The 25,408-nt window shown below is 33.8% G+C and carries 23 protein-coding genes; 6 read left to right on the forward strand and 17 right to left on the reverse strand.

Going from position 1 to position 25,408, the window contains the following annotated elements; genetic code table 11:
• Positions 1 to 68: 68 nt before the first annotated feature.
• Entirely contained in the window at positions 69 to 413 is a 345-nt protein-coding gene (locus J2X17_RS05925) for a 5-carboxymethyl-2-hydroxymuconate Delta-isomerase (RefSeq protein WP_310295609.1), read from the forward strand.
• Positions 414 to 679: 266 nt separating this feature from the next.
• On the opposite strand, the gene J2X17_RS05930 is transcribed toward J2X17_RS05925, so the two are convergent.
• Both J2X17_RS05930 and J2X17_RS05935 read right to left on the reverse strand, forming a co-directional pair.
• The gene (locus J2X17_RS05930; protein WP_310295610.1) at positions 680 to 2,941 is read right to left on the reverse strand and encodes an acyl-CoA dehydrogenase family protein; all 2,262 of its coding nucleotides are present in this window, start codon (positions 2,939 to 2,941) and stop codon (positions 680 to 682) included.
• Between the two features lie 267 nt (positions 2,942 to 3,208).
• Positions 3,209 to 4,126, reverse strand: a complete 918-nt coding sequence (locus tag J2X17_RS05935) for an EamA family transporter (protein ID WP_310295611.1) — start codon at positions 4,124 to 4,126, stop codon at positions 3,209 to 3,211.
• Positions 4,127 to 4,230: 104 nt separating this feature from the next.
• Between J2X17_RS05935 and J2X17_RS05940 the strand changes: the two genes are divergently transcribed.
• Positions 4,231 to 5,649, forward strand: coding sequence for an aminotransferase-like domain-containing protein (locus tag J2X17_RS05940; RefSeq protein WP_310295612.1), 1,419 nt, complete (start codon positions 4,231 to 4,233; stop codon positions 5,647 to 5,649).
• Positions 5,650 to 5,708: 59 nt separating this feature from the next.
• On the opposite strand, the gene J2X17_RS05945 is transcribed toward J2X17_RS05940, so the two are convergent.
• The 5 genes from J2X17_RS05945 to J2X17_RS05965 all read right to left on the reverse strand — a co-directional run bounded on the left by J2X17_RS05945 (position 5,709) and on the right by J2X17_RS05965 (position 11,014).
• On the reverse strand, positions 5,709 to 6,656 hold the full coding sequence (locus tag J2X17_RS05945) for a bestrophin family protein (protein ID WP_310295614.1): 948 nt from the start codon (positions 6,654 to 6,656) through the stop codon (positions 5,709 to 5,711).
• 47 nt (positions 6,657 to 6,703) lie between these two features.
• Positions 6,704 to 7,426, reverse strand: coding sequence for a hypothetical protein (locus tag J2X17_RS05950; RefSeq protein ID WP_310295616.1), 723 nt, complete (start codon positions 7,424 to 7,426; stop codon positions 6,704 to 6,706).
• Between the two features lie 78 nt (positions 7,427 to 7,504).
• Positions 7,505 to 8,908, reverse strand: coding sequence for a sensor histidine kinase (locus J2X17_RS05955; protein WP_310295618.1), 1,404 nt, complete (start codon positions 8,906 to 8,908; stop codon positions 7,505 to 7,507).
• Between the two features lies 1 nt (position 8,909).
• Positions 8,910 to 9,584 carry a response regulator transcription factor gene (locus J2X17_RS05960; protein WP_310295620.1) on the reverse strand — a complete coding sequence of 225 codons (675 nt, stop codon included), beginning with the start codon at positions 9,582 to 9,584 and terminating at the stop codon, positions 8,910 to 8,912.
• A gap of 158 nt (positions 9,585 to 9,742) precedes the next feature.
• Positions 9,743 to 11,014: a BamA/TamA family outer membrane protein gene (locus J2X17_RS05965; RefSeq protein ID WP_310295622.1), complete on the reverse strand. Its 1,272-nt coding sequence runs from the start codon at positions 11,012 to 11,014 to the stop codon at positions 9,743 to 9,745.
• A 238-nt stretch (positions 11,015 to 11,252) separates the two neighbouring features.
• On the opposite strand from J2X17_RS05965, the gene J2X17_RS05970 reads away from it, so the two are divergent.
• Positions 11,253 to 11,834, forward strand: a complete 582-nt coding sequence (locus tag J2X17_RS05970) for a pentapeptide repeat-containing protein (protein WP_310295624.1) — start codon at positions 11,253 to 11,255, stop codon at positions 11,832 to 11,834.
• On the opposite strand, the gene J2X17_RS05975 is transcribed toward J2X17_RS05970, so the two are convergent.
• The 6 genes from J2X17_RS05975 to glyA all read right to left on the reverse strand — a co-directional run bounded on the left by J2X17_RS05975 (position 11,831) and on the right by glyA (position 16,600).
• Entirely contained in the window at positions 11,831 to 12,151 is a 321-nt protein-coding gene (locus J2X17_RS05975; RefSeq protein ID WP_310295625.1) for a nucleotidyltransferase domain-containing protein, read from the reverse strand. The genes J2X17_RS05970 and J2X17_RS05975 overlap by 4 nt on opposite strands.
• Positions 12,148 to 12,624, reverse strand: a complete 477-nt coding sequence (locus J2X17_RS05980; RefSeq protein ID WP_310295628.1) for a nucleotidyltransferase substrate binding protein — start codon at positions 12,622 to 12,624, stop codon at positions 12,148 to 12,150. The genes J2X17_RS05975 and J2X17_RS05980 overlap by 4 nt, the downstream gene beginning before the upstream one ends.
• A gap of 82 nt (positions 12,625 to 12,706) precedes the next feature.
• Entirely contained in the window at positions 12,707 to 13,204 is a 498-nt protein-coding gene (locus J2X17_RS05985; RefSeq protein ID WP_310295629.1) for a GNAT family N-acetyltransferase, read from the reverse strand.
• Between the two features lie 22 nt (positions 13,205 to 13,226).
• The gene (locus J2X17_RS05990) at positions 13,227 to 14,267 is read right to left on the reverse strand and encodes a GMP reductase (protein WP_310295631.1); all 1,041 of its coding nucleotides are present in this window, start codon (positions 14,265 to 14,267) and stop codon (positions 13,227 to 13,229) included.
• Positions 14,268 to 14,577: 310 nt separating this feature from the next.
• Positions 14,578 to 15,171, reverse strand: coding sequence for a MiaE family protein (locus tag J2X17_RS05995; RefSeq protein ID WP_056185233.1), 594 nt, complete (start codon positions 15,169 to 15,171; stop codon positions 14,578 to 14,580).
• Between the two features lie 154 nt (positions 15,172 to 15,325).
• The gene (gene glyA, locus J2X17_RS06000; protein ID WP_026985455.1) at positions 15,326 to 16,600 is read right to left on the reverse strand and encodes a serine hydroxymethyltransferase; all 1,275 of its coding nucleotides are present in this window, start codon (positions 16,598 to 16,600) and stop codon (positions 15,326 to 15,328) included.
• Between the two features lie 108 nt (positions 16,601 to 16,708).
• Between glyA and fahA the strand changes: the two genes are divergently transcribed.
• Entirely contained in the window at positions 16,709 to 17,995 is a 1,287-nt protein-coding gene (gene fahA, locus J2X17_RS06005; protein WP_310295633.1) for a fumarylacetoacetase, read from the forward strand.
• A gap of 193 nt (positions 17,996 to 18,188) precedes the next feature.
• Here fahA and J2X17_RS06010 read toward each other — a convergent pair whose 3' ends face one another.
• Positions 18,189 to 19,229 (reverse strand): agmatine deiminase family protein, encoded by a 1,041-nt coding sequence (locus tag J2X17_RS06010; protein WP_310295635.1) that lies wholly within the window; start codon positions 19,227 to 19,229, stop codon positions 18,189 to 18,191.
• A gap of 189 nt (positions 19,230 to 19,418) precedes the next feature.
• On the opposite strand from J2X17_RS06010, the gene J2X17_RS06015 reads away from it, so the two are divergent.
• Together J2X17_RS06015 and J2X17_RS06020 are read left to right on the forward strand one after the other, a co-directional pair.
• Positions 19,419 to 20,936, forward strand: coding sequence for a choice-of-anchor I family protein (locus J2X17_RS06015; RefSeq protein ID WP_310295636.1), 1,518 nt, complete (start codon positions 19,419 to 19,421; stop codon positions 20,934 to 20,936).
• Positions 20,937 to 21,147: 211 nt separating this feature from the next.
• On the forward strand, positions 21,148 to 22,413 hold the full coding sequence (locus tag J2X17_RS06020; protein ID WP_310295638.1) for an OmpA family protein: 1,266 nt from the start codon (positions 21,148 to 21,150) through the stop codon (positions 22,411 to 22,413).
• A 108-nt stretch (positions 22,414 to 22,521) separates the two neighbouring features.
• Here J2X17_RS06020 and J2X17_RS06025 read toward each other — a convergent pair whose 3' ends face one another.
• The 3 genes from J2X17_RS06025 to J2X17_RS06035 all read right to left on the reverse strand — a co-directional run bounded on the left by J2X17_RS06025 (position 22,522) and on the right by J2X17_RS06035 (position 25,122).
• Positions 22,522 to 23,412 carry a carbon-nitrogen hydrolase gene (locus tag J2X17_RS06025; RefSeq protein WP_310295640.1) on the reverse strand — a complete coding sequence of 297 codons (891 nt, stop codon included), beginning with the start codon at positions 23,410 to 23,412 and terminating at the stop codon, positions 22,522 to 22,524.
• A 271-nt stretch (positions 23,413 to 23,683) separates the two neighbouring features.
• Positions 23,684 to 24,103, reverse strand: a complete 420-nt coding sequence (locus J2X17_RS06030) for a hypothetical protein (RefSeq protein WP_310295642.1) — start codon at positions 24,101 to 24,103, stop codon at positions 23,684 to 23,686.
• Between the two features lie 140 nt (positions 24,104 to 24,243).
• On the reverse strand, positions 24,244 to 25,122 hold the full coding sequence (locus J2X17_RS06035; RefSeq protein ID WP_310295643.1) for a DUF808 domain-containing protein: 879 nt from the start codon (positions 25,120 to 25,122) through the stop codon (positions 24,244 to 24,246).
• Positions 25,123 to 25,408 lie beyond the last annotated feature (286 nt).

A 25,408-nucleotide genomic window follows, 5' to 3' on the forward strand; every position in this document is an offset into this window, starting at 1 on the left:
GAAAAAACCCGATAATGTTTTTATAATTTTGTTAGAACAGAATTTTTACTCATCTAAAAAACAACAATATGCCACATTTTGTAATTGAGTGCTCCGAAAACGTAATCCGATTAAGATCTGCAGAAGAAATTATGCAGACAGTTTTCAATGCTGCGCTATCAACCGATCTTTTTATAGCTTCTGAAATTAAGGTTCGTATTAATCCTTTTTCATATTACAATAACGGAGATACTTTAGATGATTTTCTTCATGTATTCGGGTACATTATGGAAGGCCGAAACACAGATCAAAAAGCTCATTTATCTAAGGTTATAGTGACTAAACTCAATAAAATTCTTCCGGAAGTTCCGGTTATTTCGATTAATATCAAAGATTTTGAAAAGGCGAGTTATTTTAATAAAACAATGGCTTAAAGGGTTATATGTAATAAAAATAATTATATCAATTGACTATTTGTTATAAAAAAAATAGCCACGAATTCACGAATGATTATCAAAAAAAATTCGTGAATTCGTCGCTTTTAGCTTTGTCAAAGTTTGAAACTTTGACAAAGCTTTTGCGAAAAATATGTACAGTAAAAACACAATCTTGTCATTCAGGAATGACATACTTTATGGTTACTTTTTTTACAGTAATCTTGCTTCTTGCATCTATCCTCTTTCTTCTATTTTCTATATTCTCAATTAACAGCAATTGGCGCCGCCAAACAACTCTCCGGAATGTCAAAAGCATTGACAAGCGCTACTGCATCCGGACGAATATCCCAACAAAGCTGGTTGACCATTTTACGGATTGCTTTGGTTTTAACTGCCTCCATATACCCATCTTCAAGATACCAGCCTTTGTTTTTCTCCAGCTGAGAAAGCGCGTATAACTGATTTAATTTTGTTAATATTTCTTTTGAGTTTTGATCTTCAACTGATTTTATTGCCAATTGAAATTGCTCTAAAACCACTCTTTCCAAATATGCCTGAGCAACATCGATCATTTGGTGTTGAACCACATTAAAAGCATCATACGGTTCTAAACCGCCGTCAACTAATTTCTTAATACGTTGTGCAGCCGACGCCAGAATCGTTTTTTCTCTGTGGATAAAAGCCTGTAAATGAAACTGATCATCGAGTAAATGTTCATCATCCGTTCTTCTTGTTGCTATAGGATTTTTTTCTGTAATCGCTACTTTTGCATTTTCAAACACATAATTAATGATGCCCAGAGAGCCCATTTCTCCAAATGCTTTTCTGAATTCTGATAAACGGTTTTTGGCTACCAATTGCATCAAAACGGTATTATCGCCTTCAAAAGTGGTGTAAATTTCAGTGTCATTTTTTAAAGCATCAATTCGGTTTTCAGATAGATATCCTTTTCCACCACAAGCTTCGCGGCATTCCTGCAAAATATCTCTGGTGCTCCAGGTGGAGTATGATTTCATCCCGGCCGCCAAAGCTTCGATTTCCTGCATTTCATCTTCTGTTCTATTCAAAAATCTATTGGTCAGATATTGTAAAGCAAAATGAACCGCATATGTTTTGGCCAATGGCGGAATCAGTCTTCGCTGATGCATTCTGTAATTTAAAATTGGGACTTCTGAACCGCCTTCGGGGCCGAATTGTCTGCGCTGATCGCTGTATCGAATGGCAATTGTCAGTCCAGATTTGGCTGCAGCCAAAGCCGAGCGCGGAATTCCAATTCTTCCTCCTACCAAAGTTCCTAACATCGTAAAAAAGCGTCGGTTGTCACTCGGAATCGGACTTTCGAATTCTCCTTTATCATTCACAGAAGCAAAACGATCGAGCATATTTTCTTTCGGAATCACGACATTATTGAAAGAAATCGTTCCGTTATCAACTCCGTTTAAACCCATTTTATGACCGCAATCGCCAATTGTAACGCCATTTAAAGTATTTCCGTTTGTATCGCGAAGCGGAACTACAAAAGCATTCACGCCATAATCGTGATCGTCAATAATTAATTTGGCGAAAACGGTTGCCATTTGTCCGTGAACCGCAGCGTTTCCAATATATTCTTTTTGCGCATTTTTATTGGGCGTATGAATTGTAAAAGTCTGATCCCTATGATTGTACGTAGCTGTAGTTTCCAAACCTTTTACGTTAGATCCGTGATGTGTTTCGGTCATGGCAAAACAACCCGGAATTTTCAGCGAGCCAATATCTTTTAAATATTTAGCATAATGCTTCTCAGTTCCGAGGGATTGAACGCTCATTCCCCAAAGCCCAAACTGAACACCAAATTTAATCACTAAACTCAAATCGTGGTAACTCAAAGTTTCCATTATCGCAAAATAATCGGCAATGTTTTCTCCTCCACCATATTGTTTTGGATACGCCATATTTCCGAGATTTTCTTCGGCTAAAATTTTACACCAATTGTAAACTGTCTGACGATATACGTTGATATCATTTGAAGTTTCATAAGCAAATTCAGGTCGTGAAATAATCGATTTGACCTTTTTGATAATCGCAGCTTCTTTGCCATCTAGAAGTTCCGTTATTTTCTGAATATCAAGATTCGAAGTCGTTTGGGAATTGGCAGTAAAAGAACCTGCTTTAGTTTTGAAATTCTGAATTGCTTCTTCACCTAAAATTCCAAGATCATTTTCAAGCTTTATAAACTGGGGATGTAAAGCTGAAATATCAACATCTTTTTCAGAAAGTGCGATGGCAATATCGAAAACAGATTTTATCGAAGATTTATCCTGAATACTTTTCTCAATATCCAATTTCCATTGTGTGAGTTCATTTCGCGAAGGCGGATTTGAAATATCTACTTTTGAAAGGAGCTGTTGTTTTTCTTCGGGCGAAAGCGAGGTTAAATCATTAATAAATTGCTGTATCGTTGCAAACTCTTTTTGAGTCAGCAAATCATCAGACCACACTAAATATAACAACGGGATAAAGGCTTGGAGTTTTGTATTTTTCATAGAAATATTTGAATCAGTTTTGGAATAATTAAAAAATGTTGCCACGAATTTCACGAATTTGCACGAACTAATTTCAATTTCAAAATTTTACAATTAGTGGAAATTCGTGAAATTCGTGGCAAAAAAACTTTTAAATCTTTGCAATCTGTGGCATTCTAAATTTTGCTCAATAAAAAAGCAGGAATGAAAATACTCATTCCTGCTTGAAAATCCTGTTAAGATTCTGGTAATTTATTTTTAAACCAATAAAAAGTATGCAAATTACATTTAAATAGAACCTTTAGACGACAGGATATATTTTTGTTTTAATGCAAAAATATGATGTGAATTAAAAACTATAACCGCTATAAAAATTATGCTATAAGCCGTGATTTGCAATGAACTAATTTCTTCATGATAAACAAAATTCGCAAGTCCGAAAGCGATCATAGGATTGATATTCAAAAGCATTCCTACCGTAGATGAATTAATTCCAGACAAAGCATATAAATTCAAAAACAACGGGAAAATTGTGAATAATACCGCGATGGTTTCAATACAGAAATAAAACTTAAATTCCGTTGGAACCGGACCGCTGTACGCCGGATAAAAAGGCAATAAAAACAATGCTGCCAATGTAATGTGAAACGTCAAAATGATAAATTTATCAAAACCTTTATTGATACGCTGACTTACCAAATAGCACGCATACGTCAGACCAATAATGATGCTGAAAAACATATCCATAATCGCTGCGTACGACAACAATAAACAACCGGAAATACTTAATCCCACAGAAATCCATTGTGTTTTGCTTAGTTTTTCCTTTAGAATAAAATAAGCCAGCAAAGTTGTCAAAATTGGGCAAACCAAATACGCCAATGATGTGGCTTTTACACTAACATGATTCATTACATAAATAAATGTAAACCAGTTTAACATCAAAAAAACACTTCCTCCTATATTCAATAAAATCGCTTTTCTTTTTTCAGAAATAGATAGTGCCTTAAAAATTTGAACAGTTTCTTTGACTTTTCTTCTTTTGAAAGCAAACGTAATCAGCAACATTAAAATACTGCAGCTAAAAACGCGGTAAAATAAAATATCTAGTGACGGATATTCATGAATGGGTTTTAAGGCCAAACTGAAAAAGCCCCAGATTATAAAACAAGTTATGGCTGCTATATAATATTTTGTTGTTTTCATGGCGTATTGTTCTTGGTTGATTTTCTGACTAAACAAATTTCTTAAAAATAAAATAGCAATACAGATACAGTTTTTGTAAATTGCACCATAACAGTTTTTTTTTTATGAAAAATTCAAATTACTTATATCTGCAATTTGCCGATCGCATCGAAAAACAAATAAAATCTGGCGTTTTGAGTGTTGGCGACAAACTGCCTTCGATACGTGAAGTATGTGCCGAAACGGGCTACAGCATGAGTACGGTTAGCAAAGCCTATTACGAAATTGAAAGCCGGTCGTTAATAGAATCAAGACCGCAATCTGGTTATTATGTAAGTAATATTTCAGCAAGAACTATTCCGGAACCTTCGTCAAGCAGCCCTATTTTAAGATGTGAAAACGTTGACCGTGAAGATTTAATCGATCAGGTTTATGGCAATATGACCGATAAAAACATCACAATGCTTTCGTTGGGTTTTCCTTCAAATGAGCTTCTTCCTATAGCAAAATTAAACAAAGGAATTATTCAGGCAACGCGTCAACTCCCGAATAGCGGAACAAGTTACGAAGAAGTGCAAGGCAATCTAAATTTAAGAAAAGAAATTGCGCGCTGGTCTTTTAGCTGGGGTGGCGTATTAACAGAAAATGACATTATTACAACGCCTGGTTGTACGAGTGCTATATCGCACTGCCTTATGACTTTAACTAAACCTGGCGACACTATAATTACCGAAAGTCCGGCTTATTTTGGCATCTTACAATTAGCCAAATCGTTAGGTTTGTACATTATGGAATTGCCTACCAACATGACAACCGGAATAGAATTAGAGGCTTTAAAAAAGGCACTTTCGACCAAAAAAGTAAAACTTTGTTTGTTGATGAGCAATTTTAGCAATCCATCCGGAAGCATGATGCCCGTTGAACATAAAAAAGAAGTCGTTAAATTGATGGAATTCTATAATATTCCGCTCATTGAAGATGATATTCACGGTGATTTATATTTTGGTTCCAGCCGACCAACAAATTGTAAAACGTATGACGAAAGCGGTATTGTGCTTTGCTGCAGCTCTGTCTCTAAAACATTGGCACCGGGTTATCGCGTGGGATGGGTTTCTCCCGGGAAATTTAAAAAAGAAATTCTACGAAATAAAATCTACCACACACTCTCCTCACCTACTATTACACATGAAGTTGTGGGAGATTTTTTGAAAAATGGACGCTATGAAAACCATCTTAGGAAAATTCGCCAGATATTAATTCATAACTGCAATAATTATATCAATACAGTTTTAGAATCTTTTCCGACAGGAACTAAAGTAAGCCAGCCACAAGGCGGATTTTTTCTTTGGATAGAATTAGATAAAAATGTTGACACGGCGGCGTTTTATCATTTGGCGATGAAACATAATATTAGTATTGCGCCGGGCAGGATTTTCTCTTTTCAGAACCAATTTTCAAATTGTATGCGACTGAGTTTTGGTTTGCCATGGACAAATGAATTAAGGCAATCGATACAAACGTTGGGAAAACTTCTTCATCAGTAAAATAAAAAACCAGACAACTTTCATTGTCTGGTTTTTTTCAATTTAAATCCAACATATAACTACAAAACAAAGTACGTATTTGCATCTGCTTTTTTGCTTTCCGGCTTAAGATCAAATTCTTTAATGATGTCAAACTCATTTTGATATTCATTAAGCATTTGCATTAAATTCTTTTCAATTGTATTCGAAATCGCCGTTACAGGTGTATCTGTTGGCCTGTTTTCGAAAGGATCTTGCAAGTGAATTGCCATTTTCTCAATTAGGAAAAACATTCCACCAATAATTGTAATCAACGGAATTGCAAACCAGCTAAGCAAACTCACTAATCCGAAAGGCAATAACAAAATAAATAAACACAGGGTCATTCTGATGTACATACTATAAGTTGTTGGAAAAATCGTATTTTTTATACGTTCACATTTCCCCATTGCATCACATAATCTTGTCAAAGTATTATCAATTTCTACCTGTTGATAGGTATTTAATCGCTTATCTTTTCTGGCAATTCTTAAATCTCTGGCATGCAGCAATAATATTGCATTTGGAATATTCTGATGATTTTTTACAAAATTCAATTCTTCCTCGCTAATCAAATCTTTGATAGGTTTGATGGCATCTTTATTTCGTAAAGCCTGTCCTAAACTATAACACCACGCAATTTGCCTTTTGGTGAAGTTTTCTTTGAACTCATTTGCTTCAACCGAAAACTCAGGATCTTTATAAAATGTTAGCAATTGTCTCACTAATGTTCTGGATTCATTTACAATTGCCCCCCAAACGATTCTGGCTTCCCACCATCTGTCGTAAGCCTGATTCGACTTAAACGCTAATAAAAGCGATATAATGGTACCGATCATAGTTGGAATTGCAATTGGAACATCTACAGAAACATTAACAAAATAATGATGAAATACTTCAAACAATATCGTGTAAGTTAGTACAAGCCCTAATTCTAATTTAATTTTTCCAAGAACGTATTTCATTGGAATTCTTTTCTTTAACAACATATCTTTTCGTTTTTAAATGAAACGTATTCTTTTTTTGAAACTGGAACTTATGCCAATTCTTCGTAGAGCGATAAAACAGGAAGTCCTAATCTATCGTTGATATTTTCTTTTTTATTTTTTTTGAATTTGATTTTTTCGCCTTTACGTGTTTCAACCAACAAATCGATGTTGTATTTTGAAATGGCTTCTGATAAATAAGGAGCAAATTCTTCGTAATTGTCATCAAAATTTGAAGTTTGACTTACAATTTCAAAAGAGAAATTGGCACTTAAATACTGTTGAACATCTTTAACATGCATATTTGCATTACCGTTTTCTATATAAAGGGCTTTATTAAAATCTTCTTTAAACTGTTCATTGCCTAAATGTAAAATCGAACATTTTTGATTTACAGCCAATTGCATTACATTTTGATGAATTCGCTTTGATTCTTGTTTATAAGAGTGCGTGAGAATAATCAGTTTTACATCAAAAGTTTCGATTATCCCTTTAAAAATTGGAGATGAAAGTCCGTATTGATTGTGAATTTTAATCTTGCAATTGGCAGTATGCTCTATCATATATCTGCACGTTTCAAGGACTAATTCCTGATTTGGAGTAAGGCTGACTCTCATTTCACGCAGGAATTGTGAAGCTGAAAACGAGTCAGGGGCATCAGAAACCATCATTAAAATGATCTCGCAATTGGTATTTTTTGCCTGATTAATAGCTGATTTTACAGCGATGATAGTATCTTCTTCTAAAGTGGTTGGTATAAGGAAATTTTTCATAATGTATAATTGTTTAGTTTATACATACAAAATAACCCTTCGTAAATTAGAAGGTTCTTAACCTTAGATTAGAATTTCCTAAGATTCAACATTAGAATTTCTAATGTTGTTTTTTTTCGAATTGTCTTTCTTAAAAATTATCGTAACAATTGTTCCTTTGTTTTGTTCAGATTGCACCTGAATTTCGCCATCATGCATACGGATAATTTTAGATGCCAAAGGCAATCCCAAACCGTAACCAATATACCTGGCTGCGACTTTCCCTCTAAAGAAAGGCTCGTATAAGTGTGGAATATCTTCAGGCGGAATTCCGATTCCGATGTCGTTTATGGCAATTTTAATCCACTCTTTTGTAGCCGATAGCGCCACAAAAACCTCATTATTATCCGAATATTTTACTCCGTTTGTGATGATATTATTGATGGCAAGTTCTAAAAGCGGTTTATTGCACGGAATTAGAAGTAAATTAGAATCTTTTGGTGCAAAATTAAGTTTGATACTAACGCGGTTATCCGGATAAATTTTATCCAGATCTGATTTTACCTCCATTAATAATTCGTCGATTCTGGCAATATCCAAAACTTGTTTTTTGCCGTCATAACCGGTTTGAGTCAGTTTTAATAAACTCTCGGTTAGATTTCCTAATCTTGATGCCTGACTGTAAATATTTTCTAAAGACTGAATATATTCGGGCACTGCTCTTTCTTTCAAAAGCATAATTTCAGACTCCGCAATAATAGTGGTAATAGGTGTTTTTAATTCGTGTGAAGCATTGTTGATGAAGTTCGCCTGAATTTCAAACGAAGTTTCCAATCTGTCTAACATATCATTAAAAGTATGGGTAAGATCTGAAATTTCATCAGAATTCTTAACTTCCGGTAATCTGTTGTGAAGATTAGAAGCACTGATTCTGTTCACTTCTTTTGTAATTCTCGCCACAGGATTAATAACCCGTTTTGCAAGGAAACGACCTAAAAAGAACGCCAAAAACACAAATCCAAGACCTCCAAAAAGCAATATTTTTATGATATAAATCGTCGTGGTTTTTCCCCTTTTATCCCTCGCGCCAACAATTACAATATATTTTTGATTCCTTTCGGAAAAAACCTGACCTAAATAATATTTGCTGTTCACTTCATAATAATCTCTGCCAGTTTCCAGAATATTCGAATAAAATTGATTCGGTAAATTGAGATTGATATTGTAATCAAAGCTATTGGCACTATTTATTTTAAGAACATATTCTTCTTCTTCAATAAGTTCTTCCAGTCCGTTCTTTTTCAGATTCCTATAGTATTTTATTTTTTCAGGATCATTCTGAAAATGAATTGAAGCTACTATTTTAGCTCTGTCTTCTAAACGTTTTAAGAAATGATATTGATTATTTTCCCTGAATAAAACAAATACTAAAACACACAATAACAGCGTGCTAAAGGTAGAAAGGGCAACATAAGTAAAAGTAATTTTTTTTCTTATATCCATTTTAAGGCTGTAAAACATAACCTAACCCTTTCATGGTATGAATAAGTTTGGTTGTAAAAGGTTTGTCTATTTTTTTTCGTAAATAATTGATATAAACATCAACTACATTGGTATTCATATCAAAATTAATGTCCCAAACATTATCTAAAATCTGATCGCGGGAAACAATTCTGCCACTGTTTTTGGCTAAATAATATAATAATTTAAATTCCTTGGCAGTCAAAACAATAGATTCGCCGTTTCTTTTAACCGTTTTGGCTTTGCTGTCAATTTCCAAATCACCAATAACAATAGCATCAACTTTTTCAGTTTCCTGATTTGCTCTTCGATTCAGGGCGTTTACTCTTGCATCAAGTTCACCAAATTTGAAAGGTTTTACCACATAATCATCGGCTCCGGCATTTAATCCTGTGACAATATTTTCAGAAGTTCCGAGAGCTGTCAAAAGTAAAACGGGTACAAAATTCTTAGCGGCACGCAATCTTCTGCAAATTTCGATTCCGTTAATATCAGGGAGCATCACATCTAAAATTACTACATCAAAAGTATAATTCCCAATCATTTCCAAAGCCGTTTTACCATCAAGAGCAACACTGACTTCATTGTTATTTTCAGCGAATCCTTTTCGTAAAATGGATAATAGATTTGGTTCGTCTTCGACTATGAGTAATTTCATTTCAATAATTGTATTACTAACAAAAATAGCAATTGAGTTTAAAAAACAAATTAGAAACTTTATTATTATGATTTAATTATGAAGAAAAGCAGTTCATAATACATAAAAAAAGCAACCACAATGAGTTGCTTTTTATCAATAAATTTAATTTTATATTTTTAAAATGTTTCGCCAGCATTCAGATAAAACCCTTTAGAGCTATTCCCCCAGGCCTGATCAACGATTAAATTGGTGCGCGTTGCTTTATCTATTAAAATACGCAAACCTAAACCTGCGGCAGGCTGAACCGAATGAAAAAGATTTGTATTAGTCTCTGGATTGCTTGTAGTTACAAAATTAGTAAATACAACCCCGCTGAACATTTGATTGCAGGTAATTGGAAATCTAAATTCAGAAGCAAGATATATTAAATTAGTTCCTCTAAACAATCCCTGTGTATATCCTTCACCGCTTCGACTACGCTGATCCCAGCCAATTGCGGGCAAATTTAAATAGGGCACTTTTCCACTGGTTACAAATTGTCCGTAAGTCCAGAGCGCTAAAATATAGTGTGGATTTTTTGGAGAAACCGGAATAAAATGGCGGTATTCTGCAAACAGAACATTACTATTCTCCTGATTTTTAAACAAAACGGGGTTAATACGATAATTTAAATTAGCAAACCATCCGTGTGTCGCATTAACCTGATTATCTCTTGAATCGTAAACCAAATTAAGACTCATTCCGGTCAAAAAATACTCCTTATCATCAAAACCATATTTTTGACTATAATTATAATGATGAGTAAACTTTCCGTTTGCAACATCAAGATCTTTGTCAACAATAGTAGAATACCAGTCGATATTAATTCCACCCCCAACATAAAAATTCTTCTTAACTTCAAAAGATGCTGTCTGATGAAATTTAAAATAATTATAATCCATTGGCTCTGCTAGAGAATCAATACTAAAACCAGGCGGTTTATCGCGGGCAGGGGGAATAATATTGGTTCCCAAACCGTAATTTGGTTGTGAAAATATATACAGTCTATAATCTCCACTTAGGAATATTTTATTGTTTTTTAATAAAATATTGTTTTTGATATTGATCAGCCATTGCTTTTTTGTTGTGTAGGTAATCCCCATATTCGCGATCGAATATTTATCGGCTTTTTCTTTTCCTTTGAAAGTATATTGCGCCACTGCTCCATAAAAAAAACCCGTTGCAGGCTGAGAACCGATTGCCGGAATTATTAAGAAGAAGCTGTTTTTTATGGGTTTAACAACATAAATGGAATCTTTCTTTTTGAAGATTTCTATAATTGTTTTTGGAGAGCAAATTTCAGGATTGATGGAATCGTTTTGTGCAATCAAAGTAAACTGAATAAAAAACAGCAATCCTAAGATTTTATATTTATTCTGAAAGTAATTATCTTTAAAAAATGTTACCATCTGAAAGTGTATTTTTTTTGAAATAATAATTCAACCTTACTGTAAATATAAGTCTTATTTTCAATATTTTACAAGGACATTCTTATAAATCACAAATAATAAAGATAAGATTAAATTTAAAAAAAGACAGTAAGTTAGAACTAATCATTTTTTACTTTCAAAAATAGTCCTGTCAAAAAAGAGAAATAATCTACCATAATTATTATCTTTTCAGACGCAAATAATCATTACAACAGCATTGAAAAAAGAGGCCGAATATTTTCTTGATAAAGAATACAATTCCATTATTTATGGTAAAGACGAAGCCAATTTCAAGGATTTTGAATGCTGCGTTTTTAATAATTGCAACTTTTCTGCCTGTACTTTTTTAGCGGTTACTTTTATTGATTGTATTTTTAATGATTGCATTTTTAGTGAGGCAAAGATTAATTATGTTGCCTTTAGAACTGCAACTTTTAACCGTTGTGAAATCAAAGAAGTAAATTTTGCAATGTGCGACAAGCTGATTTTCGAGATCCATTTTTACGAGTGCATTCTGGACTTTTCGAAGTTTTATACTTTAAAAATAAAAGGAACCACGTTTATCAATTGCAGCCTGATTGCGGTCGATTTTATGGCTACGGATCTTACTAGCGTTCTGTTTGATAATTGTGATTTATATCGTTCTGAATTTGATAAAGCCATCGCTAACAAAGCCGATTTTAAAACAAGTTACAATTATACCATTGATCCGTCAAAAACTAAACTGAAAAAAGCTGTTTTTGCTTTGAAAGAAGTAAAGGGGTTGTTGTTTAAACATGATGTTATTGTAAGAAACTAAAGATTAAAGCTTCCTTTTTTATAAAATTGTTTACCAACCCTATTAATATGATTTATCAAATCAGAATTTTCTATATTGTCAAAAACTATTAAATCAATGAAATTAGGTATATATAATTCTTCTAATTTATTTTCAATCTGATGTAATGTTGACAAACTGATTACTTTTCCTTTTATAGCTAAGTCGATATCTGAATTATCCCTAAAATTGCCTTTAGCTCTAGATCCAAATATAACAACTTCTTCAATATCAGGGTATTGAAGAAATATTGAATTAATTTTAGTTATGTAAATTGGAGATAGTCCAAAAAAACTCATAAGGTTAGATTAGTTTGTTCACCATTTCTTTTTTCTTCCATCGTTTTTTGAAAATTTAAAAATAATTCAAAGTAATCATTTATGATTTTACCAAATATTTCATTTGCAATTTCTTCATTGTAAGTATGAGAAGTTTTATTACGACTTTGAATCATATCCATCCATATATCAGCATTCTCAATTATCTGCAATTTAAAAGCTTCTCTCGTTGCATCTCTCGAACCTCCAATTGTTGAATTACCTTGAAAAAAAGCATAATCTTTCATTACATTCCAAGCCAATTCATGAGTATATTCAAATCTTTGAATCAATCCTTCTTTGATTAACTCTTCTACAACATTTTCTAAATTTTCGTCATTTAGTTCATCTTCGTCATTTAAATAATTAAGTTTTATATAATTTACAGATTCCTCCAACTTTAATACTGCTTTATTAAAATTAGAAAACCTTTGTTCCCATCTTATATCTTCCATCTTATTTTTTATTCAAAGTTAGTTTTTTTTCAATTTAAAAAAACTACAATTCCTGTTATAATGCTTTATATTCAGTTTAACTTTACAATCGTTTCTCCATCACATAATCTTCCATCAAATAGCCATTTCCTATTTCGATATCAACTTCTTCAACAACTTCAAAACCTATTTTTTTATAAAAACCTAAAGCTGTATTAAATCGGTTTACATTTAAAATTAGTGCTGTTGAATTATTATCTAAAGCTAGTTTTCCAATTTCATCAATAACCTTTTTACCAATTCCCTTCCCTTGTGTTTCTGGCAAAAGATATATTTTATGAATTTTGGTTGCAGTTTTGCCACTGTAATTATGTTCTATTCCGATGAAGCCTAAATTAGTTTCCTCTTCATAAATCATATAAAATAATTGTTCTTTTTTATTGTACTGATCTGTTAATGCTTCATCAGAATAAAAAAGATCTAACATATAATCCAATTGTTCTTTTGATAGAATTTCGCCGTAAGTAATTGGCCAGGTTATATGTACTATATTTTGAATTTGTTTAATATCACTAAGAGCTGCTTCTGAAATTGTAATCATATTGTATGTATAATACTTTTTATTATTTAGTAAAAACCTGATTTTCCTGCTCGCTTACGCGGATGAATGTTGTTCGTTTAGTAAGTTCTTTCAATCTTGAAGCTCCTACATACGTACAAGTACTTCGTAAACCGCCTAAAATATCTAAAACGGTATTGATCGCTTTTCCTTTAAAAGGGACCTGAACAGTTTTTCCTTCGCTTGCTCTATATTCTGCAACACCGCCAATGTGTTTGTCCATTGCGGTTGTCGAGCTCATTCCATAAAATTGTTTGAATTTCTGACCGTTAATTTCGATCAGTTCTCCTCCACTTTCTGTATGTCCGGCTAGCATTCCGCCCAACATTACAAAATCTGAACCTGCTCCAAAAGCTTTGGCAACATCACCCGGAGTTGAGCATCCGCCATCACTGATAATATGTCCGCCTAAACCGTGAGCTGCATCTGCACATTCTATAATCGCCGAAAGCTGCGGATAACCTACGCCTGTTTTTACACGGGTTGTGCAAACAGAACCAGGTCCAATTCCGACTTTTACGATATCGGCACCGGCCAAAAGTAATTCTTCGACCATTTCGCCAGTAACGACATTTCCGGCAATAATAACTTTATCAGGATATTGTTTTCGGGTTTGTTTTAAAAACTGAACAAAATGCTCTGAATAGCCATTGGCCACATCAATACAAATGAATTTCAAAAGTGGATTAGCCGTTATAATTTTTCCAATTTTAGCAAAATCGTCTTTTCCTGTTCCCGTGCTGATGGCAATATAATCGTAGAAATCGGGAGTTGCGTTTTTTAAAAAATCATTCCATTCTTCTGGTGAATAGTGCTTATGGATAGCCGTAAAAAGCTTTTCTTTGGCTAGAACTCCTGCCATTTCAAAAGTCCCGACAGTATCCATATTCGCAGCCATAATCGGAATTCCTGTCCAGATTGTGGTGCTATGCAAAAATTTAAAATTTCGTTCTAGTGAGACTTCAGATCTACTTTTTAAAGTGGATCTTTTTGGTCGAATCATTACATCTTTAAATCCTAATTTCAGATCAGTTTCTATTCGCATGACTTTAAATTTTCTGTTACTTTCAAAGATATTAATTTTGAAAATGACGGCTTTAAAATCAATGGAAAACTAATCATTCAATTTATTAACAATTGTTCCATTTTAGATTTTAGATTGCTAAAAACGGAACGCTTAATGTAGAACGCGGATGAAACTGATTCGCTAAAGCGAAAACGCGGATTTAAAACGGATTTTTTTAGTTTGATTAAAAATGAGAATTTTCAAATTGTAATGCGTTTCGACTACGCTCAACGTGACAACCTGAAACTTGAAACTTGAAACTTGAAACTTGAAACAAAAAAACAAAAAATTATCCGTGAATCGTTTCTCCTTTACCGTAATTCGAAATGATGGATTCTTCATAGGCAAGCCATTCTCTCCAACGTTTTTCAACGTCGATTCCAACTCCGTATTTTCGTGCGTAGGTAATGAATGTTGTATAATGCCCTGCTTCGCTTTCCATTAATTCCCTGTAAAACACAGCCAATTCTTCATCCTGAATATTTTCAGACAAAACTTTAAAACGTTCACAGCTTCTTGCTTCGATCATTGCCGAGAACAATAATCTTTCTACAAGACCAGAAACACGGCTTCCATCACCACTTTTCTTCATGTATTGATATAGCTCATTTACGTAATCGTCTTTGCGCTCGCGTCCTAATTTCAATCCTCTTTTGATGATGATATTATGAACCTGCTCAAAATGATCTATTTCTTCTTTGGCTAAAGCCAATAAATCTTTCACCAAGTCCTGATGTTCAGAGTTATTGGTAATAATGGTTATCGCATTTGTTGCTGCTTTTTGCTCGCACCAAGCGTGATCTGTCAGGATTTCCTCAATATTTTTTTCTACAATATTTACCCATCTTGGGTCTGTTGGCAGTTGTAATCTTAGTACGCCCATTTTTTTAAGTCTTAAAGTTAGAAAGTCGTAAAGTCAAAAGTCTGAAAATCGAAAGTTTGAAAGTCAAAAAAATAAAAGCCGAAGATCAAAACTGAAGTGAATTAAATTCATTTCAAGACTTTCGACCTTCGACTTTAAAACTTTATGACTGATTTTAGTATACAAAAATCGGTCTTTCGCTCATCATTTCGTTTACTTCGTTAGCTACTTCTTCGATAACTGCTTCATTTGTGTGATCAGCTAATACTTTATCGATTAATGCTACGATAGTTTCCATATCTTCTTCAACTAAACCACGAGTTGTGATTGCAGCTGTTCCAACACGTATTCCAGAAGTTACAAATGGTGATTTATCATCAAATGGAACCATATTTTTATTTACTGTAATTTCAGCTTTTACTAATGCATTTTCTGCTTCTTTACCAGAAATATTTTTATTTCTTAAGTCAATAAGCATCATGTGGTTATCAGTTCCACCAGAAATAATTTTGTATCCTCTTTTTACGAAAGCATCCGCCATAGCATTTGCATTTTTTTGCAATTGCATAGCATATGTAAAAAACTCATCTTTTAATGCTTCACCAAAAGCAACCGCTTTAGCAGCGATAATGTGCATTAAAGGTCCACCTTGATTTCCTGGGAAAACAGCAAGATCTAATAAAGATGACATCATTCTGATTTCTCCTTTTGGAGTTTTCAAACCTTGTGGATTTTCAAAATCTTTACCCATTAAAATCAATCCTCCACGTGGTCCACGTAAAGTTTTGTGCGTTGTTGTAGAAACAATATGACAATGTGGAATTGGGTCATTCATCAATCCTTTAGCAATTAAACCTGCAGGGTGAGAAATATCAGCAAATAAGATTGCTCCTACGCTATCAGCGATTTCTCTGAAACGTGCAAAATCCATATCACGTGAATAAGCAGAAGCTCCAGCGATGATTAATTTTGGTTGTTCCTTAGTTGCAATTTCCTGAATTTTATCATAATCTAAACGACCAGTTTCAGCATCAACACCATAAAAAACAGGACGATATAAACGACCTGAAAAGTTTACAGGAGAACCGTGAGTCAAGTGACCACCGTGAGATAAATCGAAACCTAAAATAGTATCACCAGGATTTAAACATGCGTGGTAAACTGCAGTATTTGCCTGAGAACCTGAGTGAGGCTGTACGTTTGCGTACTCAGCACCAAATAATTCTTTAGCTCTGTCGATAGCAATTTGCTCAATAACGTCAACTACTTCGCAACCGCCGTAGTATCTTTTGCCAGGATATCCCTCAGCGTATTTGTTAGTTAAAACAGACCCAGCTGCTTCCATTACTTCATCACTTACAAAATTCTCTGAAGCGATAAGTTCTAATCCGTGAATTTGTCTGTCTTGTTCCTCTAATATAAGGTCAAAAATTTGTTCGTCGCGTTGCATTTTTTCGTTTTTCGTTAATTTGATGCAAAAATACAAAAAAACGTTTGTCATACAGTTAGATTATGATATATTTGACATGTAATTTTTCAACAAATAATTAACATACACATGCCAATAACCGCCAACGATACCAAAAGAAAATCATGGTTAGAAGTACCACAAAATAGCGACTTCCCTATACAAAATATTCCTTTCGGTGTATTTCTTACCAAAGAAAATGTCGTTACAGTAGGAACAAGAATTGGCGATTATGCCATAGATTTAGGCGCCTTACAACAATTAAACTATTTTGAAGGAATAGATTTAACAGATGATATGTTCATGCAGGACACACTAAATGATTTTATTTCTGACGGAAAAAAAACATGGCGTTTAGTCCGAAATCGTATCGCTGATATATTTGATGCAACCAACCCGCAACTTAGAGATTCAACAAAAGATCGCGATATTGTTATTTTTAAAATTGAAGATGTCGAGATGCAATTACCAGTATTAATTGGCGATTACACTGATTTTTATTCTAGTAAAGAACACGCGACGAATGTTGGAAAAATGTTCCGCGACCCTGAAAATGCTTTATTACCTAACTGGTTACATATTCCGGTGGGTTACCACGGAAGAAGTTCTACTATTGTTCCATCCGGAATTCCGGTTCACAGACCAATGGGACAAACGTTGCCAGCAGGAGAAAAATACCCTGTTTTTGGACCGTCTCGTTTAGTCGATTTCGAATTGGAAACTGCTTTTATTACAACGGATGTCAATGTAATGGGAGAAAATATCCCAACGTATGAAGCTGAAGATTATATTTTCGGAATGGTTTTATTGAATGACTGGAGTGCCCGTGATATCCAGAAATGGGAATATGTGCCACTTGGACCATTCTTAGCCAAAAACTTTGCGACTTCAATTTCTCCTTGGATTGTGACTATGGATGCTTTGGAGCCTTTTAGAACTAAAGGTCCTAAACAAGATCCGTCGCCGCTTCCTTATTTACAAACAAAAGGAAAAAAAGCATTTGATATTCATTTAGAAGTTTCAATTAAACCAGAGGATCAAAAAGAAGAGACTATCGTTTCAAAATCAAATTTTAAATATTTATATTGGTCAATGAGCCAGCAATTAGCGCATCATACGTCTAATGGATGCCGTATCAATTCTGGTGACATGATGGGTTCAGGTACTATTTCTGGTCCCACTCCTGATAGTTTTGGTTCTATGTTAGAATTAACCTGGGGAGGAAAAAACCCGATTATATTAAAAGATGGGAGTGAACGTAAATTCATCGAAGATAACGATACTGTAATTATCAGAGGTTTCTGCGAAAGCAATGAAGTTCGTATTGGTTTTGGAGAAGTTTCAAGCCAGTTATTGCCTCCTTTTATCAGACAATAATTAATTGTTGATTGTTAATGGTTAATGGTTAATGGTTAATGGTTAATGGTTAACATATAATAAATAAAAAAGCTTGTTAGTCTTATGCTAACAAGCTTTTTTTATTTTTTTAATCACGCAAAGTCGCGAAGTTTTATTTTTAAGTTTTATACTTTTTACTTTGCGCCTCTGCGACTTTGCGAGATTACTTTCTTTAAGCTGGAATCTGCTGACTCAAACAATGTAATGTTCCGAATCCCCAGATGAAATCGATACAATTAATTCCAATTACTTCTCTATCAGGAAAACATTCTGATAAAATATTTAAAGCCACTCTGTCATTGCTGTCGTTAAAAGTTGGTACTAAAACACATTTATTCAAAATTAAGAAATTAGCATAACTCGCCGGCAATCTTAAATCTTCGAAATCTACACGTTTTGGCATTGGCAATGCCACAATTGTTGGTGATTTTCCGTCTTCTAATTTTGCATTTTGCAAACGTTTCAAATTATCCTGCAACGGTTTGTAGTTTGAATCATTTTTATCGGTTTCAACAATCGTAACAATTGTATCTTCATTTACAAATCGGCATAAATCGTCGATATGTCCGTGGGTATCATCCCCTTCTATTCCATCTCCAAGCCAAATTACATTGGTAACTCCAAGATATTCCTTAAAAACTGCTTCGTAATCTTCTTTGGTGAAATTTTTATTTCGAACCTGAATTGTCGGATGCATTAAACATTCTTCAGAAGTCAATAAAGTTCCTTTTCCGTTTACATCGATGGCTCCGCCTTCAACAATAACCGGTTTTCCTTTATACATTACCTGCGTTAACGGTACCTCAATAAAATCAGCAATTTTACCTGGAACAAATTTGTCCAGTTGATAGTTTTTATATTTTGCCCAACCATTAAAATTGAAATTCAATGCCTCTCTTTTTGAACCGTTTTTTACAACAATCGGTCCTGAATCACGCATCCAGCTTCTGTTTGTTTTGTGAATAATAAAAGAAACATTAGCAACATTTACACGCGCTCTTTCTAACATTTCGTTTACTTTTTCTTTCAGCTTTTCATCGGCTACGACCAAAAAAACAGTTTCGAAAGTGGCTACTTTTTTAATAAACTCCACAAAAGCCCATTGAACAGCTTCATATTTTCCTGGCCAATCGTTGCCATTGTGTGGAAAACATAATACAATTCCTTCTTGTTTTTCCCATTCTGCTGGAAATCTTCTATTATTTGTTGACATAAAGAGGTTCTAAATTTGAAAGAGTACAAAGATAATCATTCAGAAGGATTATGAAACAATCCAAAGAAAATCGCAATCATTTAAAAGCAAAATATTTGATAAAAATTAAGTTAAAGATTAAATAATGAAGGCTTAATACACGACCAATTTCTCCGAATTACTTTTGGCGGAACTAAAAACTAATAAAAAATGAAAAAAATAACTACTTCATTATTAGCCATTTTATTTTTGATGGCAAGTTGTAATAACGACGAAAATTCAAACACAGAACCAGAATTTACTGTTAATGAAAATCCGGCAACTTTTAAAGAAATCGGTTCCATAACTATTGGCGGCGAAGGAGCGGCAGAAATTTCTGCTTACGATGAAAAGACAAAAAAACTTTTTACTGTAAACAATAGCGGAACGAACCAAATTGATGTAATTGATATTTCTGATCCAACAAAACCAGCCAAAATTGCCAAAATTGACCTGACTGCCTATGAAGGAGCGTCTAATAGTGTTGATGTTTTTGACGGAAAGTTAGCTGTTGCATTAGAATCAACAACAAACAAGCAAGGGAACGGAAAAGTGGTAATTTTTAATACTACAGATTATAGTTTAATTAAACAAGTTACCGTTGGTGCTTTGCCAGATATGATTACTTTTTCTCCTGATGGAAAATACATTATGACAGCCAACGAAGGCGAACCAAATACTGATTATTCTCAAGACCCAAACGGAACTATTTCTATAATTGATACTAATACTTATGCTGTTACCACTTTAGATTTTGCTTCTTTCAGTTCTCAGGCTGAAACATTGAAAAAAGACGGTTTCAGAGTTTCAAAATTTGCTAAGAGCTTTGCACAGGATATTGAGCCGGAATATATTACTATCTCTGACGATTCTAAAACCGCCTGGGTAACACTTCAGGAAAATAATGGGGTTGCAAAAGTTGATATTGCTTCAAAAACGATTACAGCACTTTATCCTTTAGGATTTAAAGATTACAATACTACAGAAAATGCGATAGATGTAAGTGATAAGGATGACAAGGTTGCTTTTAATCCATGGAAAGTAAAAGGAATGTTTATGCCGGATGCAATTAGTCATTTTACTGCGAATAATGTTCCTTATTTTGTTACAGCAAATGAAGGCGACACAAGAGAATATACGGCTTACACGGATTTTAAAAGAATGAAAGACATGAAGTTGGACGCTACTGTTTTTCCTGATGCCGCTACTTTAAAATTAGAACCAAATTTAGGAAGATTGAATCTTGTTGCTGATATGGGAGATACTGACGGTGACGGAGATTTAGACGAAATGGTAAGCTTTGGTGCCCGTTCATTCTCAATTTGGAATGGAAACACAGGAAAAATTGTTTTTGACAGCAAAAATGACGCAGATAAAAAAACACAGGAATTAGGAACTTATGATGACAAACGTAGCGACGATAAAGGTTCTGAACCAGAAGCTGTTAAAGTAGTAAAAATGGGCAATCAGAATATTTTGTTTGTAGGTTTAGAGCGATCTGACGCTTTTATGACCTATGATGTAACAAATCCGACATCACCGCAATATTTGCAAACGGTTAAAACCGGAGATGCGCCTGAAGGGCTATTTTTCATACCGGCTTCTAAAAGTCCTACAAAAAGAAGTCTTTTAGTGGTGAGCAGTGAAGGAGACGGAACCGTAAAAATCTATCAGCCAGACTTAAAATAACTTCAATCATCAATTTCAGGAAAGGACAAAATAAAATTTTTTGTCCTTTTTTTATTTCTAATATTCTGATTTCTTTAACGAATTCACATAAAAAAAAGCCAAAAGATGGGAATTATGTAACAGCAAATACAACACTAAAAAAAAATGATGCTTTAAGTTTGTACTGAGTTTATAAATAACAATGTAAGAAACCAACTAAATTTAAAAAATCATGAAAAAGAATATAGCTTCATTATCGTTTTTAATTATGTCATTGGCAGCAAGTGCACAGACAGCGACGACAACATCAACTACTCCATCAATTGACAAGCCAGGGTACAATCAATGGTCTATAGAATTGAATGGTGGTGTTAACAAACCAATCAGAACAATGACAGCGGGCTACGCTACTGAAACTCTTAACCTATTTCACGGAGATTTAGGTGTTAGATATATGTTTAATCCTAAATTTGGTTTGAAACTTGATTTTGGTTACGATAAATTTCAGGAAGCTGACGATACAGCTCCATTCGAAAGTACTTATCTAAGAACTGACTTACAAGGAGTTATCAATGTGGGTAGAGCCTTAAATTTTGAACAATGGACAAAAACTTTTGGACTATTAGTTCATGGTGGTTTTGGAGTATCTCAGCTAACTTCTAAAAATGGATTTGATGGAGAAGATTATATGGGTAATGGAATTTTAGGGATTACCGGTCAGGTTAGATTAGGAGACAGGGTTGCATTAACCGGAGATCTTACCGGAGTTGTTAACGGAAAACAAAACTGGAACTTTGACGGGATGGGAAGAACAACCAGTGGCGCATTTGACGGTGGTTTATTAAATGCTTCAATTGGTTTGACATTCTATTTGGGTAAAAATGAAAAACATGCCGACTGGTATGCTGAAGAAAATGACCGTTTAACTAAATTAGAAGACAGAGTTGACTTAATTGAAACTGGACTTTTAGACACTGATAAAGATGGTGTTGCCGATTTATACGATTTAGAACCAAATTCAATTACGGGTGTGGCCGTAAATACTAAAGGACAATCTATTGATACAAACCAAAATGGTGTTCCGGATGAATTAGAAAGTTATTTAGACAAAACTTACGCTAAAAAAGGCGATAATAACCTAACAAACAGTACTGTTGAAGAGTTGATTAATGGAGGATACGTAAATGTATATTTTGACTTTAACTCTTCTAAACCAACAAATGCTTCATTATCAGGTGTTGATTTCTTAGTGAAATACCTGAAAAACAATCCAGGAAAATCTGCTGATATAATTGGATATGCTGACGAAATTGGAAATTCAAGCTATAATACTGAATTATCAAGAAAAAGAGCTGAAGCTGTGAAAAAAGTAGCTACAAATGCTGGAATTGATGCTTCAAGATTAAATGTAATTGCAAATGGTGAAGACACTTCTGTGAATAAAAATTCTAAAGAAGCGCGTCAAATCGTGAGAAGAGTTACTTTCCAAGTGAAATAATTTCAATATATAAATTGAAAAAGCCGGTTTCAATATTGAAACCGGCTTTTTTATTGATACAAAAAAGGACAAAATTTACATTTTGTCCTTTTCGTTTATAGATGAGAATTATCTGTCGATGGCTCTTTTTGTAATGTCTCCAAAGGCATCAATTCTTCTGTCTCTGAAAAATGGCCAGTTCTGACGTACATTTTCTTGTAAATCCAAATCAACTTCAGCAATTAAAATTTCTTCCTGATCGTGAGAAGCCTGCGCTAAAATTTCACCTTGTGGACCAGCGATAAACGATGCTCCCCAAAACTGAATTCCGTCAGTACCGTCGATATATTGTTCTAAACCAATACGGTTAGCGGCAGCCACGAAAACACCATTTGCAACAGCATGACCTTTCATAACATTCATCCAGGCACCATATTGATTTTCTCCGTATTGTTCTTTTTCTTTTGGATGCCAACCGATTGCAGTTGGATAAAACAACACTTCAGCACCTTTTAAAGCTGTGATACGAGCCGCTTCCGGATACCATTGATCCCAACAAATTAGCGTTCCAACAGTTCCTTTTTTAGTTTCGATCGCCTGAAAACCTAAATCACCCGGGGTAAAATAGAATTTTTCATAGAAATGCGGATCGTCCGGAATATGCATTTTACGGTATAAACCAGCTTCTGTACCATCTGTGTCAATAATATAGGCACTGTTATGGTAAATCCCAGCCATTCTTTTTTCGAAAAACGGAACAATAATTACCACTCCCAGTTCTTTTGCCAATGCGCTAAAAGCAATAAATGAAGTACTGTATAATGGTTCTGCTAAAGCAAAATTATCTACATCTTCGCTTTGGCAAAAATAATGGCTGCTATATAATTCTGGCAATAAGATAACTTCAGCGCCTTTATTGGCAGCATCTTTTACCCAGCTAATACATTTTTTAAGATTATTTTCGGCAACGTCGTTAAGATTTAACTGAACAACGGCTATTTTATATTTTCTTTTCGGCATGACATAAATTTTAGAGTGCAAAAATAGTAATTTTTAGAGGAATGACAAAGAAGGACAAAAGGTCTTATGAAAGTCTAATGTTCATTGTTAGCCCCGATAGAAGTGATATCCTTTTTCTTGCTGCCCGCAGCAGGAAAAAGATATAGCGGATAGCGGGAATGGTCGTTTTTTGAAACTGATATATCTGCTTCTCATAAAAAAAAGCCGTCTTATAAAATATATAAAACGGCTTTTTTTATTAAAACAATAAAACTACTCTATTGTATCAAAATTATTCTGTTATTACAACGGTTGTAGTTATAAATTCTGTTGGTGATTTTGTGAATCTTAAATAATACGTCCCTTTCACTGCAGATTTTACTTTATAAATAGTTCTTTTTACTTCTGGTGTTTGTGACGGAGGCGTACAACTAGTGGCATATTTCGCTTCAACCTGATATCCTGGTAATTTATCTAATTCAATATCGGTCATTTTATTAAACTCTCCACATGAATTATCAACAGTAAAACTCACTTCATAACTCAGTTCCTGATTAACTTTCCCGGCTAATGGTCCATTGACTGCGGTAACATAAGAAGTTTTATAAACGAACTCTGGTACTTTAGGAGTGTCATTATCGTTACTGCAAGATGTTAGAAGGGTTACAAAGAACACAATTAGTGCAATTGATTGTAATTTAAAATTTTTCATATCTAATTATTTGTTATTTTATACTAAGATGCCAAAACGTTATTTTGGTTGCTTTTAAAAATGTTAATTTTTTAGAATAACGTTTTTTACTTAACCGCAAAAAAAATGCCGAAATTGGTTCGCACTTCTAAAATAAAGATTTACTTTTTCTTGAATAACTTTTTCGCCAAATTAACAACTAATAATACTACAAGTCCTAATGCTAAACCGACAACAAATTCTTTTATAATGGAAGGCAGGTTTATTTTAGGAGATAAATGATGGAAAAAAGGAATATAATGAACGAAGATACCACCCGCAACCAATAACAAGGCAATTGTACCTATTACAGTTAAGCTTTTTATGACTAATGGAAGTGCTTTTACTAAAATATTTCCAATAAACTTTAAAACACTCTTGTCTTTTTTACTGATCTGAATCAATTTAAAACCTGCCTCATCCATTCTGACAATCAGGGCTACAATTCCGTAAACACCAATCGTAGCAATAACTGCAATTATAGAAACTACAATAATTTGCTGCGAAATAGGTTTACCAATTACAGTTCCCAGAGCGATGATTACAATTTCGACAGATAAAATGAAATCCGTTATGATCGCTGATTTTATTTTTCCTTTTTCCATCGCCAGAATTTCTTCTTCAGTATAACTTTCTTCTGTTATTCCTTCTGATTCTTCATGTTGATGAGGAAATATAAATTCGTAGATTTTTTCAGCACCTTCATAAGCTAAAAACAATCCTCCTAATACCAGAATTACAATGATTGCAATAGGAAAAAAGGCACTTAATAAAAAAGCAATCGGTAAGATTATTATTTTATTTAGTAATGAACCTTTGCTAATTGCCCATAAAACAGGGAGTTCTCGCGAAGAAGCAAAACCTGAAGCTTTTTCAGCGTTTACCGCTAAATCATCTCCTAAAATTCCTGCCGTTTTTTTTGCTGCAACTTTACTCATTACTGCAACATCATCCATAATTGCTGCAATATCATCTAATAGTACGAAAAACCCTGATGCCATTATAATCGTTTTTATATTGTGATTCCCATTATTTTATGGTTGTGCGAATCTACTACTTTTGAATCAATTTTCAGCAAAAAAAATTAGTTGCATTGTCCTAAAAGTACCCAAATAATTACAAAAACAAGGATTGTTCCAAAACATCCTCCACCTAATTTTTTTGCTCCGTAACCTGCGATTAATCCTCTAAAAATATTATTCATATTGTTGGTTTTTAATTATTTACTTTCATTAAATATAATGATTTTTTAGTATCATAAAGTTGAGAATTTATAAACCCAATTAC

The organism is Flavobacterium aquidurense (assembly GCF_031458035.1).
GTDB lineage: Bacteria > Bacteroidota > Bacteroidia > Flavobacteriales > Flavobacteriaceae > Flavobacterium > Flavobacterium aquidurense_C.